The 15110-nt window shown below is 49.9% G+C and carries 15 protein-coding genes; 8 read left to right on the top strand and 7 right to left on the bottom strand.

Annotation, left to right across the window (positions count from 1 at the left end):
- Window positions 1-76 precede the first annotated feature (76 nt).
- Window positions 77-1585, top strand: coding sequence for a lysine--tRNA ligase (lysS, locus tag J2T58_RS01895; protein WP_253487011.1), 1509 nt, complete (start codon window positions 77-79; stop codon window positions 1583-1585).
- A gap of 6 nt (window positions 1586-1591) precedes the next feature.
- Here lysS and J2T58_RS01890 read toward each other — a convergent pair whose 3' ends face one another.
- Genes J2T58_RS01890 through hxlB form a run of 3 tightly spaced genes read right to left on the bottom strand, consistent with a single transcriptional unit; the run spans window position 1592 to window position 4340 of the window.
- Window positions 1592-2623, bottom strand: a complete 1032-nt coding sequence (locus tag J2T58_RS01890; RefSeq protein ID WP_253487010.1) for a M42 family metallopeptidase — start codon at window positions 2621-2623, stop codon at window positions 1592-1594.
- Window positions 2624-2632: 9 nt separating this feature from the next.
- Window positions 2633-3727 (bottom strand): pyridoxal phosphate-dependent aminotransferase, encoded by a 1095-nt coding sequence (locus tag J2T58_RS01885; protein WP_253487008.1) that lies wholly within the window; start codon window positions 3725-3727, stop codon window positions 2633-2635.
- 10 nt (window positions 3728-3737) lie between these two features.
- Window positions 3738-4340 carry a 6-phospho-3-hexuloisomerase gene (gene hxlB, locus J2T58_RS01880; protein ID WP_253487006.1) on the bottom strand — a complete coding sequence of 201 codons (603 nt, stop codon included), beginning with the start codon at window positions 4338-4340 and terminating at the stop codon, window positions 3738-3740.
- A 99-nt stretch (window positions 4341-4439) separates the two neighbouring features.
- Here hxlB and J2T58_RS01875 point away from each other — a divergent pair, with 99 nt between their 5' ends.
- Window positions 4440-4799, top strand: a complete 360-nt coding sequence (locus tag J2T58_RS01875) for a DUF1622 domain-containing protein (protein ID WP_253487004.1) — start codon at window positions 4440-4442, stop codon at window positions 4797-4799.
- 337 nt (window positions 4800-5136) lie between these two features.
- A complete protein-coding gene (locus J2T58_RS01870; protein ID WP_253487002.1) occupies window positions 5137-5847 on the top strand; it encodes an HFX_2341 family transcriptional regulator domain-containing protein in 711 nt (236 codons plus the stop codon).
- Here the strand turns inward: J2T58_RS01870 and J2T58_RS01865 are convergent.
- The gene (locus J2T58_RS01865) at window positions 5833-6549 is read right to left on the bottom strand and encodes an HAD family hydrolase (protein ID WP_253487000.1); all 717 of its coding nucleotides are present in this window, start codon (window positions 6547-6549) and stop codon (window positions 5833-5835) included. The genes J2T58_RS01870 and J2T58_RS01865 overlap by 15 nt on opposite strands.
- A gap of 115 nt (window positions 6550-6664) precedes the next feature.
- On the opposite strand from J2T58_RS01865, the gene J2T58_RS01860 reads away from it, so the two are divergent.
- Window positions 6665-7840 (top strand): MFS transporter, encoded by a 1176-nt coding sequence (locus J2T58_RS01860; RefSeq protein WP_253486999.1) that lies wholly within the window; start codon window positions 6665-6667, stop codon window positions 7838-7840.
- Window positions 7841-7883: 43 nt separating this feature from the next.
- Window positions 7884-8360, top strand: coding sequence for a pyridoxamine 5'-phosphate oxidase family protein (locus tag J2T58_RS01855; RefSeq protein WP_253486998.1), 477 nt, complete (start codon window positions 7884-7886; stop codon window positions 8358-8360).
- Window positions 8361-8373: 13 nt separating this feature from the next.
- Here the strand turns inward: J2T58_RS01855 and J2T58_RS01850 are convergent, their stop codons facing one another.
- The gene (locus tag J2T58_RS01850; protein WP_253486997.1) at window positions 8374-9261 is read right to left on the bottom strand and encodes a winged helix-turn-helix transcriptional regulator; all 888 of its coding nucleotides are present in this window, start codon (window positions 9259-9261) and stop codon (window positions 8374-8376) included.
- Between the two features lie 69 nt (window positions 9262-9330).
- On the opposite strand from J2T58_RS01850, the gene J2T58_RS01845 reads away from it, so the two are divergent.
- Window positions 9331-10731 (top strand): deoxyribodipyrimidine photo-lyase, encoded by a 1401-nt coding sequence (locus J2T58_RS01845; protein ID WP_253486996.1) that lies wholly within the window; start codon window positions 9331-9333, stop codon window positions 10729-10731.
- On the opposite strand, the gene J2T58_RS01840 is transcribed toward J2T58_RS01845, so the two are convergent.
- Both J2T58_RS01840 and J2T58_RS01835 read right to left on the bottom strand, forming a co-directional pair.
- Entirely contained in the window at window positions 10693-11079 is a 387-nt protein-coding gene (locus J2T58_RS01840; protein ID WP_253486995.1) for a thioredoxin family protein, read from the bottom strand. The two genes, J2T58_RS01845 and J2T58_RS01840, sit on opposite strands and share 39 nt — an antisense overlap.
- Before the next feature lie 52 nt (window positions 11080-11131).
- Window positions 11132-12136: a phosphate signaling complex PhoU family protein gene (locus J2T58_RS01835; protein ID WP_253486994.1), complete on the bottom strand. Its 1005-nt coding sequence runs from the start codon at window positions 12134-12136 to the stop codon at window positions 11132-11134.
- Window positions 12137-12273: 137 nt separating this feature from the next.
- Between J2T58_RS01835 and J2T58_RS01830 the strand changes: the two genes are divergently transcribed.
- Together J2T58_RS01830 and pstA are read left to right on the top strand one after the other, a co-directional pair.
- Window positions 12274-13140, top strand: coding sequence for a phosphate ABC transporter substrate-binding protein (locus J2T58_RS01830; RefSeq protein WP_253486992.1), 867 nt, complete (start codon window positions 12274-12276; stop codon window positions 13138-13140).
- A 26-nt stretch (window positions 13141-13166) separates the two neighbouring features.
- Window positions 13167-15104 (top strand): phosphate ABC transporter permease PstA, encoded by a 1938-nt coding sequence (gene pstA, locus J2T58_RS01825; protein WP_253487278.1) that lies wholly within the window; start codon window positions 13167-13169, stop codon window positions 15102-15104.
- Window positions 15105-15110: the final 6 nt, after the last annotated feature.

Below are 15110 nucleotides of genomic sequence, written 5' to 3'. Positions count from 1 at the left end.
CCACTCTATAGAGACTTACACATTCCGGGATCGCATACCATCCTGAATGTAACCATAATAACCCGAGGATTTATTCATGAATGAAACACCCGGCCTGAATTTTGATGAACAGAAAGTACAAAAACTCAGGGAGCTCCAGGAGAACGGAGTAGCCGTCTATCCCTGGAAGTATGAGCGAACCGATATCGCAAGCCAGATCCATGAAAAATTTGTGGATATCGGCCATGAGAAGAGTGAGGAGGCTGTATCCGTTGCCGGAAGGCTCTACACGAAACGATCACATGGAAAGACCGTCTTTGCAGACCTTGGAGATGGAAGCGGAAAGATACAGCTCTATATCAGGAAAAATGACCTTGGAGATGAAGCCTTTACGTTCTTCTCCAAAAACATCGATATCGGTGACATCGTCGGTGTTCGTGGCCACATCTTCAGAACAAAGGTTGGAGAGGTCAGCATCTGGGTCGATGAGATCACCCTCCTCTCAAAGGCGATCTGCCCCCTCCCGGAGAAGTACCATGGACTGACAAAGGTTGAGACCCGGTACCGACAGCGATATGTTGATCTTATCACCAACGACGAAGCGCGAGCCATCTTTCATCTGCGGAGCCGGATGACCGGGCGGCTCCGGGGATATCTCAATGATCGGGGGTATCTGGAATTTGAGACACCAACAATTCAGCCAATCTATGGCGGTGCAAATGCCCGGCCATTCACAACATACCATAACTATCTTGAACAGAAGCTCTACCTCAGAATCGCACCCGAACTTTATCTCAAACGACTCATCGTCGGTGGATTTGAGAAGGTTTTTGAGATAGCCAAGAACTTCAGGAATGAAGATATCGATACCCATCATAATCCCGAATTTACAATGGTCGAGATGTATGAGGCATACGCAGACTATCACGATATGATGAGGCTCACCGAGGATCTTATATCGACAATTATCAGGGAGACGACGGGATCTACCGAGGTCACCTTTGAGGATCAGACGATCAGCTTCGAAACGCCATGGAAGCGGATCTCAATGGAAGACGCCGTCATGGAGGCCGCAGGTATTGATATCCATGCCTACTCAGCCGATGAGCTCAGGACTATTGCAGAAGAGCATGCAATTGATGGAAGGGAGAAGGCCACAACACCGGGAGAGTATCTCGCCCTCTTCTTTGAACATTTTGTTGAGGATACACTCATTCAACCGACGTTCGTTTATGATTTCCCGATTGAAAACTCCCCGCTTGCCAAGAAACATCGTGCCAAACCAGGATTCACCGAGCGGTTTGAGCTCTTCGTTGCCGGAATGGAGCTTGCAAATGGCTTCTCAGAGTTAAATGACCCACTGGATCAGAAGGAGCGGTTTGAAGATCAGGATGCAAAACGGCAGAAAGGTGATCTTGAGGCGCAGATGATCGATTATGACTTCATCAACGCACTTGGGTACGGCATGCCCCCGACAGGGGGTGTCGGGATCGGGATCGACCGGCTTGTCATGCTTGCAACCGGGCAGAACTCGATTAAAGAGGTCATCCTCTTCCCATCAATGAAACCCCTGAAACAGAAAGAAGAAGAGATTGAAGAGGCGTAAAGCCCTTCACGGTTTTGTTTTCAGCGCCTCGCAGAGGAGACGCACAGCGTTTTCAATATCCTCGCCATCGACCACTTCGACTGGTGAATGGATATATCGTGATGCGATGGAGAGCGGCACACTGGGTATTCCTCCCCGCTCAAGGTGAATAATCGTCGCATCAGTATTTCCGCCGGTTCCAACCTCAATCTGATGTGGGATTTCTGCCGTCTCGGCACTTCTCCTCAGCCATCGGACCATCTTCGGATCTGAGATGAGACCGCGTCCGCTTGCTGAGACGATGATGATTACGGGTCCCTTCCCCATCTCAATGCTGGCATCCTTCTTCTCAATCCCCGGGTGATCGCCTGGGATCGTCACATCGGTTGCGATGGCACAGTCCGGCTTGAGGGCATAGGCACTTGTCTTCGCCCCTTTCAATCCGACCTCCTCCTGAACGGTAAAGACTGCATAAATGGTATGGGGCGTTTCGACCTGCTGGAGAGTCCTGATAAGCATGGCAACCCCGACACGGTTGTCAAACGCCTTCCCGGTGATCCTCTTTCCGGCAAGGGGCTTCACCTCACGATCGATTGTGATCGGAGTGCCTATCTCTATCCCCAGGTCGGCCACCTCCTCAGCGGTTGTCGCACCAACATCAATGAAGAGATCCTCAATCTTCATCTCCTTCTTCCGCTCCTCCTCCTTCATCATATGAGGGGGCTTCCCGCCAAGGACTCCGGTAACCTGCCCCTTTGTACCATGAAGGATCACCCGCTGGGCATAGAGGGCAGGTGTATACCATCCACCGATTGGAACAAACCTGATGAAGCCTCGATCATCAATATACTGAACCATGCAGCCGATCTCATCCATATGGGCTGCGATCATCACCGAAAAGTCACCCCCTTTCTTAATGGCGATCAGATTTCCCATTGCATCTGTACTGAGTTCGTCCACATACGGCCTGATCTCAGAGGAGATAATATCCACAAGGTTCTCCTCAAATCCTGATACACCATGTGCGTCAGAGAGACGCCTGAGCAGTTCCATAACCATAATTATCACTTAGATTAATTTTTGAATTCTATCGAGGGCGGCATTGAGCATGTCCCGTGACGCCGCATAGCTGAAGCGTGCATATCCCTGACCATTTTCGCCAAATGCAGTTCCAGGAACGATGATGACACCGGCTTGAATGATCCTGTCGATGAGATCCTGATCCATCGGGACGAAGAGGTAGAAGGCGCCTTCAGGAAGGGGGAAGTCAAAACCCATCCTCTTCAGGCCACCTGCAAGGAGGTCCCGCCTTGCATGATATTCATCGCGCATGGTCGTGACAACACGCTGATCTCCCGTATATGCGGCAAGTGCTGCATACTGTGAGATGGATGTTGCACAGGCGAGAATATACTGATGAACTTTCAGGCACTCATCGATTATCTCCTGTGGGGCTGCAAGGGAGCCGACCCGCCACCCGGTCATCGCGTATGTCTTGCTGGCGGCATTGATGGTGATAACATTCCCGCCATACCGCCCTGCACTATAATGGGTGGCACCATAGATGAAATGTTCATATACCTCATCGGAGATGACAAGAACATCCTGGTCATCTGCATACTCAACGATACCCCTGATCGTCTCCTCAGGCTCGACCACACCCGTCGGGTTGGCCGGCGAGTTCAGGACAACTGCCCGTGCACCATCCATCGCTTCAAACGTCGCATCCAGATCGATATGGAGATTATCATCAAGGGGTACCGGCGAGGGAACACCGCCCGCCAGCTCTGCGAGTGCCCCATAGGATACAAAGCCCGGATCTGAGAAGAGTACCCGATCACCGGAGTTGATGATCGCCTCCATCGCGATATGAAGTGCCTCACTGGCACCGGCAGTTACGATAATCTCAGACGGTGTATAAGAAAGGCCGTTCTCCCTCCCAAACTTCCTGCTGAGAGCCTCCCGCAACTCAGGTATCCCAAGATTAGGTGTGTAGCCGGTCCTGCCCTCCTGTATCGCCTGAATTGCTCCCTCCTTAATATGAGCAGGAGTATCAAAATCGGGCTGTCCAAGCCCGAGGTTAATCGAGTCCGGTCCGGCTGCCTCAAAAAGCTTCCTGATCCCGGATATCTCAAGATTTGAAACCCGTTGTGCAAACTGCATCGTCGTTACCTCACTCAATGTTTGTATGGCGTCTCTTCAACTCTCCTTCATCGGTGGCGGTGATCTCCATCAGCCGGGAGACGAGGGCATCTGAGAATATCATTGCTGTCGTCTCGAAGATCGTTCCGAGTGGCGCAAACGATCTGTGCTCCCCCATCATCTGTCTGATCTCATACTCATGAGAGTCGTCAGTCACCGCATCACGCTGGCTCTCGATAACGACGATTGAGTCTGCTATCTTACCGATCCGCGAATCTTTGTTTGAGGTGATCAGTCCGACAGTGGCACCGATCTCTTTTGCAGTCTCCGAGATATCCGCAACAGTCTTTGTATTTCCGGATCCAGAGAATGCAATGATCATATCAGAGGGCTCAATTGCCGGTGTGATCGTCTCACCGACAACATAGGATCGCAGTCCAAGGTGCATCAGCCGCATCGCAAATGCCTTAGCCACAAGCCCGGAGCGGCCGGCGCCCATGACATAGACCCTCTCAGCAGCAAGTATCTCCCTGATGAATGAGTCCACCTCATCATCCTCAATAGTATCTGCAACTGTTCTTACTTTTGAGGCCATCAGCCTCATCATATCCTGTACGCGTCCCTTCGCATCCATACAAGTACCTGACTATTCTTCTGTCCCAAGATACATGAGAATATCTCAAGAGATGGAATCGATAGTCTTTATACATTTTCACGTGATGATATCCTCCATATGGACCATCTGAACTGGCTTGTATCGGTTTTCATCATTCTTTTTGAAGTTATGGGTGCTATCATGATCGTCTATGGGGGAGTTCGTGCCGCCATCGGAGTTCTCCTGATCGAGGTGATACACCGGACAAATATATATTACAATACAATACGGATCGATTTCACAAATAAATTGATCTTCGGTCTCGAATTCATCATAGCAGCCGACATCCTTGCAACGATCCTTGCTCCCTCAATTGAGGATGTCCTCCTGCTTGGAGCGATTGTTGCGATAAGGACCGTTCTGAGTCATTTCCTCCTTAAGGAAGCTAATGAATACTCAATCAAGGATGTTTACCGAATACAGAAAAAGAAAGAATGAAATATTAAATACATAATCTTTTAAAAATATTCACATATAAATAAATTTTTTCCGATCATATTTATATATTGCAATATTATTTAGATTTTGATTTATACTAATGAATTGATATTCAACAGTAGATTGTCATCTGTAGATTCGATATGTAGACTTGTATAGATATAAAAATAGTAGATTGTTATTACAATATTAAAATGTAGATTAAAAAAATGTAGATTTGATGTAGATTATAGTATGTAGATATTTATGTAGACTATACTATGTAGACTAGAAGGATAAGTATACAGTTAACTTATGCCAAAAAAGATATATAATTAAATAGACAATATATCCAAATATGCCAACTACACATCTCGTCTTCGTTGGTCACCATAAGGATCGTCTCATCGAGTCGATTAGTGCCCTGCGTGAGATACCCTTCTCAAAACTCTTCCTCATCATAGGAGAGGATGACAATCTGCCAGGCGAACAGATCGTCAAGAAAGTTGCAAACGATATCCAGACCGAACTGAATAAGCTTTGGGACATCGAAGTCAGAAGAATTGATAAGAAATCCGTCCTCAAGGCCTCCAATCAGCTCCTGAAAATTATCCAGGAAGAGAAGCTGAAAGGAAACGATGTCCTCCTCAACGCATCCGGATCCCTCCGTACACTTTCAGTCGGTGCATACATTGCAGCCTGCATGACCCGGTCCCGAATGATAACATCCATACCCAGATATGACGATGCAGGGGAAGAGGTCGGTGTTGAGGAGATTATTGAGATTCCGGTTATCCCGGTCGATTATCCGGGAGAAGAACAGCGGCATATCATCACCCTGATAGGAGATGGCGTCGATTCACTTGACAGCATTATCTTCATGATCACACCTGATATCCAGAAGGACAGTAAGCAGTTCCGAAGCGAAAGGAGCCGCCTTTCACATCATCTCTCAAAGCTTGAAGAGGCAGGTTTTATTAAAAAAGAGAAGAGAGGCCGGAATATCTCGATAAAACTGACAGAACTTGGAAAGATGCTCTCTGAGATCGTTATCTCAAAGGTTATCTGAGTTGGCCCATGCCTCCCTCCCAAGGAGGAGGGGTATCAGCTCTCCCGGGTGATCAACCCTGAGCGTTCTGATCGTTGAAGCTATCGTCTCATCAGGATGCCAGTCGCCATACCCGGCATGAACCGTCAGCATTCCAAGACGCCTGCCAGGCTCAATATCACGGCGAATACTGTCACCGACACAGACAGTCCGAAAAGGTTCAGCCCTGAGACTGTCAAGAGCCAAAATAAATGAAGAGGGGTGGGGCTTTCGATTCCCACTGATATCAGGCGTTATAACCACATCGAAGAGATCAGCGATCTTCGCCTTTTCAAGTCTCTTTGAGGCATGATCCGAGTCTGCATCGGTGACGACGCCAAGAGAGAGGCCAGCCCTTCTGAGTCTCTCAAGGATCACACGGATTCCAGAATATGGCATGAGGGAGGAGAGTTTCACCTCTTCATAAATACGACAGCTCATGAGGTACTCCCTTGATCCTGAGACGCCAATGTCGGAGAGATAATCAAAGATATTCCCATAATCCTCAAAGCCATATCTGCCCCTACGAAAATACGAGAAGAGGATATCGGGATCACCCTGACCGAGGGTTTCGATTACAGCAGAGCAGGCTTTCTGCTTCGCCGATATGAAATCAACAAGAGTATTGTCGAGATCAAAAAGGATGGCATCAAACATATCGTCACGTACGAGAAGATCCTGCATACAAACCTATACATGATCGTTTCGTGCAGATGCTGATACAGTTTTTGATAGAACAGGAATTACATTGGAAGGAATAGTGATGTGTGCATATTTCGGCAGAAGAGATCAAAAAAAAATGAAAGGACGGCTCCTCCCAATTCAGATCCTTTTCATCGCAGTATTCGCCACAATGCTCGGCCTCGGTATCGTCGTTCCGCTTCTGCCATATTATGCGGAGACACTCGGTGCGACCGGGCTTGGAATCGGCCTTATATTCTCGGGTTTTGCCCTCTCCCGGACCATCTTCATGCCACTCATCGGGAGGTTTTCCGATACAAGAGGGAGAAGGATCTTCATTCTCATAGGGCTTGGCCTCTTCACCATCATCTCTGTCGCCTATATCTTCGCCTCCTCGGTTCTCGAACTGACAGCAATCAGAATGGCACATGGGTTCGCTTCTGCGATGGTCATCCCGGTTGCGATGGCGTATGTTGCTGATCTCTCACCAGAGGGAATGGAAGGATTTTATATGGGATCCTTTAACACCTCCCTCTTCCTGGGTCTTGGATGTGGCCCGCTTATTGGTGGATCGATATTTGATATTGCAGGCATTGCGCCGGTCTTCCTGATGATGGCACTCCTCTCATGTATCGCCTTTATCATATGTGCCATATTTCTCCCTGAGGGGTCGCTCATCAAAATATCACAATACTCACTGAGAGAGGTGGCCGGCAGTATCGGAATGCGGCCTGTCCTCTTCTTCAGAATCATGAATGCCTATGCCAACGGAACATTCATGGTCTTCCTTCCGGTTATAGCAACATTCTGGCTTGGACTGTCAGCATTTGAGACAGGAATTATCATATCTTCATCGATCCTTGCAACAGGTCTCCTTCAGCGATCGTTTGGGAGATTTGCCGATCGCTTCTCAAAGACGAACCTGATCGCAGGGGGGACACTCATTGTATCACTCGCCCTCATCGGTATCCCCTTTTCATCCGGGTTCTATGATCTCTTTCTCCTCTCTCTTATTCTCGGCATAGGAAGTGCGCTTGCGATTCCGGCATCAACGGCAGTTGTAACGATTGCCGGGAGAACCTATGGGCAGGGGGCATGCATGGGAGCATTCAATACAGCGATGAGTGTTGGTATGGTCTCAGCGCCGGTACTGTCGGGGTTCATTATGGATCTCTTCGATATCAGAGCCGCTTTTGAGCTTGCAGGAATAATATCTCTCATATCTGTTGGTATTTTCATCATAATGGCAAGGTCTGCCGGAATCGACAATTATCGCGGAGAATTAAAACAATAGATTTAAAACCAAGAAAATATTACTCATCAACAGGTGAATGTTGGTGGATATCGTCAAAATTCCAAAGATGCAGAAACATGAGTACGATACTCTGATCGCCGAGGGATATGTATCAAGAATTGCGTTTCAAGGGGAGAAATACCCATATATTGCCCCCTTCCTCTATGTCTTCGATGGTAAATTCCTCTACTTCCTCTCAACCAAGTATGGAAAGAAGATGAACCTCTTCCGGGAGAGCCCCTATGTCTCCGTTGAGATTGAGAAGTACTCAAAGGATCTCTCATGCTACACCTTTGTGACGATGCAGGGGAGGATCGAAGAGGTGACAGACTCGATTGAGAAGAAGATAATCAGGGAGAAGTTCGTTCAATTGATCAAGGATCATAAGCTCTCAAACAATATCCTTGCGGCCCTTGGTCACTCACCTCAGGACCCGCCTGAGGCGATAGCGCTTGAAGAGAGATCGATGGTCTGGAAGCTGACGGGAGTAAAAGATATCGTTGCCCTGAAGAACGTTTGATTAATCCCCCTACTTACTTTTCTATTGAATAGGATCCAGCCTCCTCCCGGATAAACCCCTCCTGGCAGAGATCTTTGCATATCTTTTGTACTCTCCGTATATCGCTGCCGATGGAGCTGGCAAGTGCATCAGTCGTTATCCCTCCCCGATTCATGAGATGGGAGAGAATCTTCCCCCGTATCTCCCGATTCGACCCCGCAAACCGGCTCTGGCGTGAGTAATGTGCACTCCTCCGGTTTGGATCGGCAAGGCGCTGTTTCAGGTGTGACCCATAGTCCATCAGCGCGTTATACCAGTCCCGCGGATTCTCGGTATAGAGGGTTGCCGCGATATACGGGATAATGTCCCTGTCTCTGACACCGTCTGTATGCCGGAAGAAATAGTGCAGCATAATCCTCCGTATATTCGTCTCGATATACACAACAGGCATATTGAAGGCATAGGCGCAGATGGCAGCGGCCGTTGCATCTCCGATGCCTGGAAATGTTGCAAGGATCCCGGGATCCGGTGGAACAGTGCCGGAATATTCATCCCGGATCGTCATTGCGGTCTTCTGCAGAGAGAGCGCCCGCCGGTTATAGCCCAGCCCCTTCCAGACAGGCAGGATCCGGGATGGCCCGGCATCTGCAAGATTGTTGATGGTCGGAAAAGCTCCAAGAAATTCAATGTACTTTGGAATCACCCGGTCAACCTGTGTCTGCTGGAGCATAATCTCGGAGACGAGGATATGGTATGGATCAGTCGTCCTCCTCCAAGGGAGATCACGTCCGGATGAGCGGTAGAATGAGAGGATCAGATCCTGAAAGAGGGAGGTTGATGCAGGAGAGAAACCTTCACTTTCAATAGTACGGAGTAGTTCCCCTTCAGCACGGGCCTGATCCTGATCAAGGGTCTGGTTCACATCAGAGTACTCGTATTCCAATGATCAAAAAACTCTCTCTTCGGGCATTGATGGAGGGTATTATCCCCAATGACAGCAGAGGTTCGGATTGTGATAGAGAAAGAGCGGATCCATTACCTTTCAGAAGCTGAGATCGGCCGGGGTGATCGGATCATCTACTGGATGCAGCGATCGCAGCGGGCAGAGGAGAATCATGCCCTGGAGTACTCCGTAGCTGAGGCGAACAGGCTCTCACTCCCTCTTGTTGTCATCTTCTGTATCAACCCTGCGTATCCCGATGCACCCGGACGGGCGTACAGGTTCATGCTCGAAGGGCTCAGGGAGACTGAGGAGCGATTGAGAGCGCGGAAGATCCTCTTTCTCCCAGCCATCGGTGATCCCGTCAGGGAGATCCCTCGAGGTGCAGAAGATGCAGCCCTCGTCATCACTGATCGAGGGTACCTCAGGCATGAGCGATACTGGAGAAGGGAGATTGCGGAGAGTCTCACCTGTCCGCTCATCGAGGTAGAGACGGAAACCGTCGTCCCGGTGCGATCGGCATCCATCAAGGAAGAATGGTCTGCAGCGACACTCAGGAGGAAGATAACGCCACAGATCCCGCATTATCTTCACAGCATTGGTGAGGGGGGTTTGAAGAGCGACGCATTGAAGATCGACTCCCCCGCATTCCCCATTGCCGATACAGATGGGATCCTCAAAAAAATCGGTAAACTTGAGCAGAAAAACCCCCTGGTCGCAGACGGCGGAAGAGAAGAGGCAATACGGCGCCTCCAGGCATTTTCCAGGAGCACTATTGAGTACTATTCCGCACAGAGAAACGATCCCGGCAGGGAAGTCACCTCAGGGCTCAGCCCCTACCTCCACTTCGGCCAGATATCACCAGTCGAAGTTGCACGTGCCGTATCAGGAAAACCAGGGAGTGACGCATTTCTGGAGGAGTTGATTGTCCGGCGTGAGCTTGCGATCAACTTTGTCTGGTATAATCCCCGGTATGATGGGTTCGAAGGTCTGCCGGACTGGCCGAAGAAGACACTGCAGAAGCATGCAGGGGATGAACGGGAGTACCTTTATACGGACGATGAACTCAGGCGCGCAGAGACCCATGATCCCTACTGGAACGCAGCGCAGAAGGAGATGCTCATCTGCGGAAAGATGCATAATTACATGCGGATGTACTGGGGAAAGAAGATCCTCGAATGGTCCGAAAGCCCGGAGTCCGGATATACCCGGGCTATTCTTCTTAATGATGCCTATGAGCTTGACGGCCGGGATCCAAACGGGTATACCGGGGTTGCCTGGTGCTTTGGAAAACATGATCGCCCCTGGAAGGAACGGCCGGTTTTTGGAACGGTGCGATACATGAATGCAAACGGACTGAAAAGAAAAGGGGATATTGTGGGATATACGGAGAAGATAGAAGAACTCTGGGAATTATCCGTAGCCGGTGATCTCATAGTCGATCACCGTTGAGCCCCCTGCACACTCCTTTGCGTTTCTGATGCCATCCTCGATCATCTTCTTTATAAGGGCCGGATAGACGGCACCAACAATCTGGGCAACAGATCTTCCGGTGCAGAAGACCGCAAAGGTCGGCGTACTCATGATAGCATATCGCTCAGCCGTCCATGGATTTGCACTGATATCGATTCTGACAAAAGCGATTGATCCTTCAAGCTCCCTTGCATATTCCTCAAAGTACGGCATCATCGTCCTGCAGTGCGAGCAGGTTGGAGAATAGAAGAGAATGACAACAGGATCTGTCGCCTTCTCAACATTCTTCTCCCAGGTTTTGTCTGTGAGTTCACGAACTTCTGACATCTGGCAGCCACCTCAGATGATCACTCCTTTCCGCCGGAGACCTTGAATGTTCTCATCCCTCACTGATGCACTGGTTGATCACAACTTCTGAGATGTCGGTTGAATACTCCCCGATCCGGGCGATGCTGTTGGCGATATAGCCGCAGAAGATGCTATCAGGATTCTGCAGGAGGGTGACCTCCCTCTTCAGTTCTTTATATAGGACGGTCAGTTCATGAACAGAATTGATATTGGCATTCGCCTCGACAATATTATTATCATATAAGGATCGCATGCTCCTTTTGAATATTGCCAGAGCGGTTTCATCAGCCCTGCGGATCTGCGTAATGAGATCCTCACTGAGGTCAGAGTCCATCAGATTCTGAACATTTGTTGCTATGGTGACGGCGTGATCTGCTATCCGCTCAATTGTCCGCGATATCTGAAAGAATGTCGTTGCCGTCTGGAGACTGATATTCATCTTTCTTGAGAGGGCGGGCGTGTGGGTTATCAGATGGTACTGTCTGCTGATGAGCCAGTGAAGGCGATCAACATCATTATCGCGTGAGATGATATCGGCACAGAGATCTGATCTCTTCTCCTGAAGCGCAGTCATCGCATCTTCGTGCATCCCTTTGACGATTGAGTACATTCGCTTGATGGTATTATGCAGCGGCATCTCAGCAGGGTTAAGAACATCCTTGAGAACAATTGAATCATCAGCCTCCTCTGCAACCTCCTGGCCGATCGCCATCTGGATATATGCCCTGACCATCTGGCGTATCCGGGGGGGAATCCGCGCCCTGGATTGTATTCTGATCGTTGTAAATCCAGTAATATATGCCCCGATGAGACAGCGGAAGAGGCACTCGGGGTCATGGTTATCACTGATGATGAACACCTTCTCGCGCTGGGACTGCGACCCTTTGATGTCCGCTGTGATCAGGAGATTACCATCCGGCTGGGTGATGATGCCGATGGGATCATTCTTTTTGATGTTATGGGATACTGCCCAGCTCTTTGGGAGGGAGAGGACGTACGATGAGCCGCCGGTGACCTGAATCTTCCGAATATCCATGATATACCTATAAGTTCCCCGGTTAGAATATCTTTCTCTATAAAAATTATAGAACTCTATATTACATTATATTTTATGATAGTTCTATATTCAATATTAGGAATAGATATACTTCTTTGCTTCCAAGGAGTATGTTGATGACTGATTCGGTCAGCAACCCCAGATTCCCTCGTATATATTGTGTCGGTGCGGCGGTCCTTCTGCTTGCCGTCACATTGTTTGTGAGCGGATGCGTAGGAAACAACTCTCATGAGGAGAGAAGAACAATCTCCGTCATCGGATCAACAACCGTGCTTCCGGTCGGCCAGGCAGGAGCAGATGCCTATATGGATATACACCGCTATGATGAGATCCTCGTCTCAGGTGGTGGGTCAGGTGGAGGGATCAAAGCTGTCGGTGAAGGAACAGCTGACATTGGAATGGCTTCCCGTGACATCTCAGCAAACGAAAAGCAACAGTATCCAACCCTGGTTGAACATATCGTTGCTGTTGATGGTATTGCACTGATCGTTCACCCGTCAAACCCTGTTACAACCCTGACGATGGATGAAGTCAAGGCGATCTATAAAGGTGAGATCACCAACTGGAAGGATCTTGGCGGAAATGATCGCTCAATTGTTCCGGTTGGCCGTGACAGCGCCTCAGGTACCCGTGAGTTCTTCTATGAGGTGGTTATGCACAAAGAAGAGTTCGTCAGAACCCAGCAGGAACTGAACTCAAATGGTGCCGTGAAGCAGACCGTTGCCCAGACACCGGATGCGATCGGGTATGTCGGCCTTGGCTATCTTGATACCACCGTTGCAACTGTCACCATTAATGTCAATGGAAAGCCTGTCGTGCCAACTATTGAGAACATCAAGGATGCATCCTATCCCATCGCCCGTGGTCTCAATATGTATACCCAGGGCCAGCCATCAGGTCTCGTGAAGGACTACCTTGACTTCCTGATGAGTGCAGATGGACAGCGTATCGTCGCTGAACAGGGATTCGTCCCTGTCAAGTAATTTTTTTTCTGATCATTATGCATAGGATGAAGGCTCATTCATCGTCCCTCAGCAATCCGGCGGGTATCAGCAGGCAGAAGAAAGAGAGTGTCATTACCGGTATCTGGCTGGCCACAGCCCTTGTTGCCGTTATCACCATCATCCTGATCCTTGGATTTCTGTTAAAGGAAGGACTTCCTGCACTTCTTGAGATCGGTTTACGGGAGTTTCTTTTCGAGGAGATCTGGACACCAACGAGTGTCGTACCCAGCTATGGAATCCTTTCATTAATCGTCGGCACACTCCTCGTCACCTTCGGTGCGATGGTGATCGCTGTCCCTCTGGGTATCGGGAGTGCCATATTCATCGCTGAGATCGCACCCCGTTCAGTCCGGGAGGCAATAAAACCAGCTATCGAGCTTCTTGCAGGCATCCCCTCGGTTGTGTACGGTTTCTTCGGGCTTGTTGTACTGACAAACTGGCTTCGCATCACGTTTGATCTCTCTTCCGGCGCCACCTGGCTTGCCGGATCGATCATTCTGGGAATAATGGCGCTTCCGACGATCGTCTCGGTCTCTGAGGATGCCATTACGAGTGTTCCCCAAGAGTACCGGGCTGCCTCTCTTGCACTGGGGGCCACCCGGTGGCAGACGATCACCGGTGTCATCATTCCTGCGGCTCTCTCCGGTATCACCGCTGCGGTTATCCTGGGTATGGGCAGGGCAATCGGTGAGACGATGGCTGTCCTGATGGTCACCGGCAATGCCGCCGTCATCCCGGATCCCATCTGGAATATCCTCTCACCCGTCCGGACACTCACAGCAACGCTGGGTATTGAGATGGGTGAGGTTGCGATAGGAAGTACGCATTACCATGCACTCTTTGCAGTCGCACTCGTTCTCCTGTTGATAGCGCTCATCATCAACCTCTCAGCCACCGTCATCCTCGGCCGGATCCGAGACGCGCAGATGGGGACCGGAAAGCCACCGCTCCTCTCCCATGAAGTGAGGGGGAAGGTAAAAACAGCATGCTCATGGCTGGCATTCGCTCTTCCTGCCGTAATACTTGCTGTCATCTCGGGACCTGGAGGGGCTCTCCTCTTCATTGGTGCAATAGGAGCGTATCTTTTCATTAAGAGGATCATCTCACCAAAGATAACCGAAAAGATTGCTTTTGGTTTGATAACCGCAGCGACAGGTCTCGTCCTCTTTACCCTCTTTGTCATCATCTTTGATATCGTCAGTAATGGCCTCCCGGCGATCACCTGGGAGTTTCTGACTGAAGGACCCCGTGACCTCGGTCGCTCCGGAGGAATTTTCCCGGCAATCGTCGGAACAATATACCTGGTTATCGGTGCGATTGCAATTGCTCTTCCGATAGGGGTCGGGGCTGCAATCTACCTCAATGAATACACCATCGAAGGAAAGCTGACGAAGATCATAAGGACCGGGAATGATCTCCTGAATGGAACCCCATCGATCGTCTTTGGTCTCTTCGGATTCGCTTTCCTTGTGATCTTCGTCGGCCTCGGAGTCTCGCTCCTCGCCGGACAGATCACCCTTGCCCTGATGGTTCTTCCGACGATCATCAGGACGAGTGAAGAGGCGTTAAAGAGCGTCCCCGACTCCCTCCGTCATGGGAGCCTTGCACTCGGCGCTACCCGCTGGCAGACCATCTCCCGGGTCGTCCTCCCGGCTGCGGCTCCGGGTATTCTCACAGGAACGATCCTCTCCATCGGAAGGGCCGCCGGAGAGACTGCCCCCCTCCTCTTCACAGCGGTCGTCTTTTCAAAGAGGTTCCTGCCGGATTCGGTCTTTGAGCCGGTGATGGCCCTCCCCTATCACCTCTTCATCCTGGCAACCAATGTACCGGGCGCAGAGACACAAAAATATGGAACAGCCCTTGTTCTCCTCGTCCTTGTGACAGGCATCTACGCCGTTGCAGTATTGATGAGGAGGCATGCACAGAAGACAGTGAGGTGGTAACCAACC

The sequence above is a fragment of the Methanocalculus alkaliphilus genome, from assembly GCF_024170505.1.
Lineage (GTDB): Archaea > Halobacteriota > Methanomicrobia > Methanomicrobiales > Methanocorpusculaceae > Methanocalculus > Methanocalculus alkaliphilus.
This window is presented reverse-complemented; position numbering and strand designations above follow the sequence as displayed.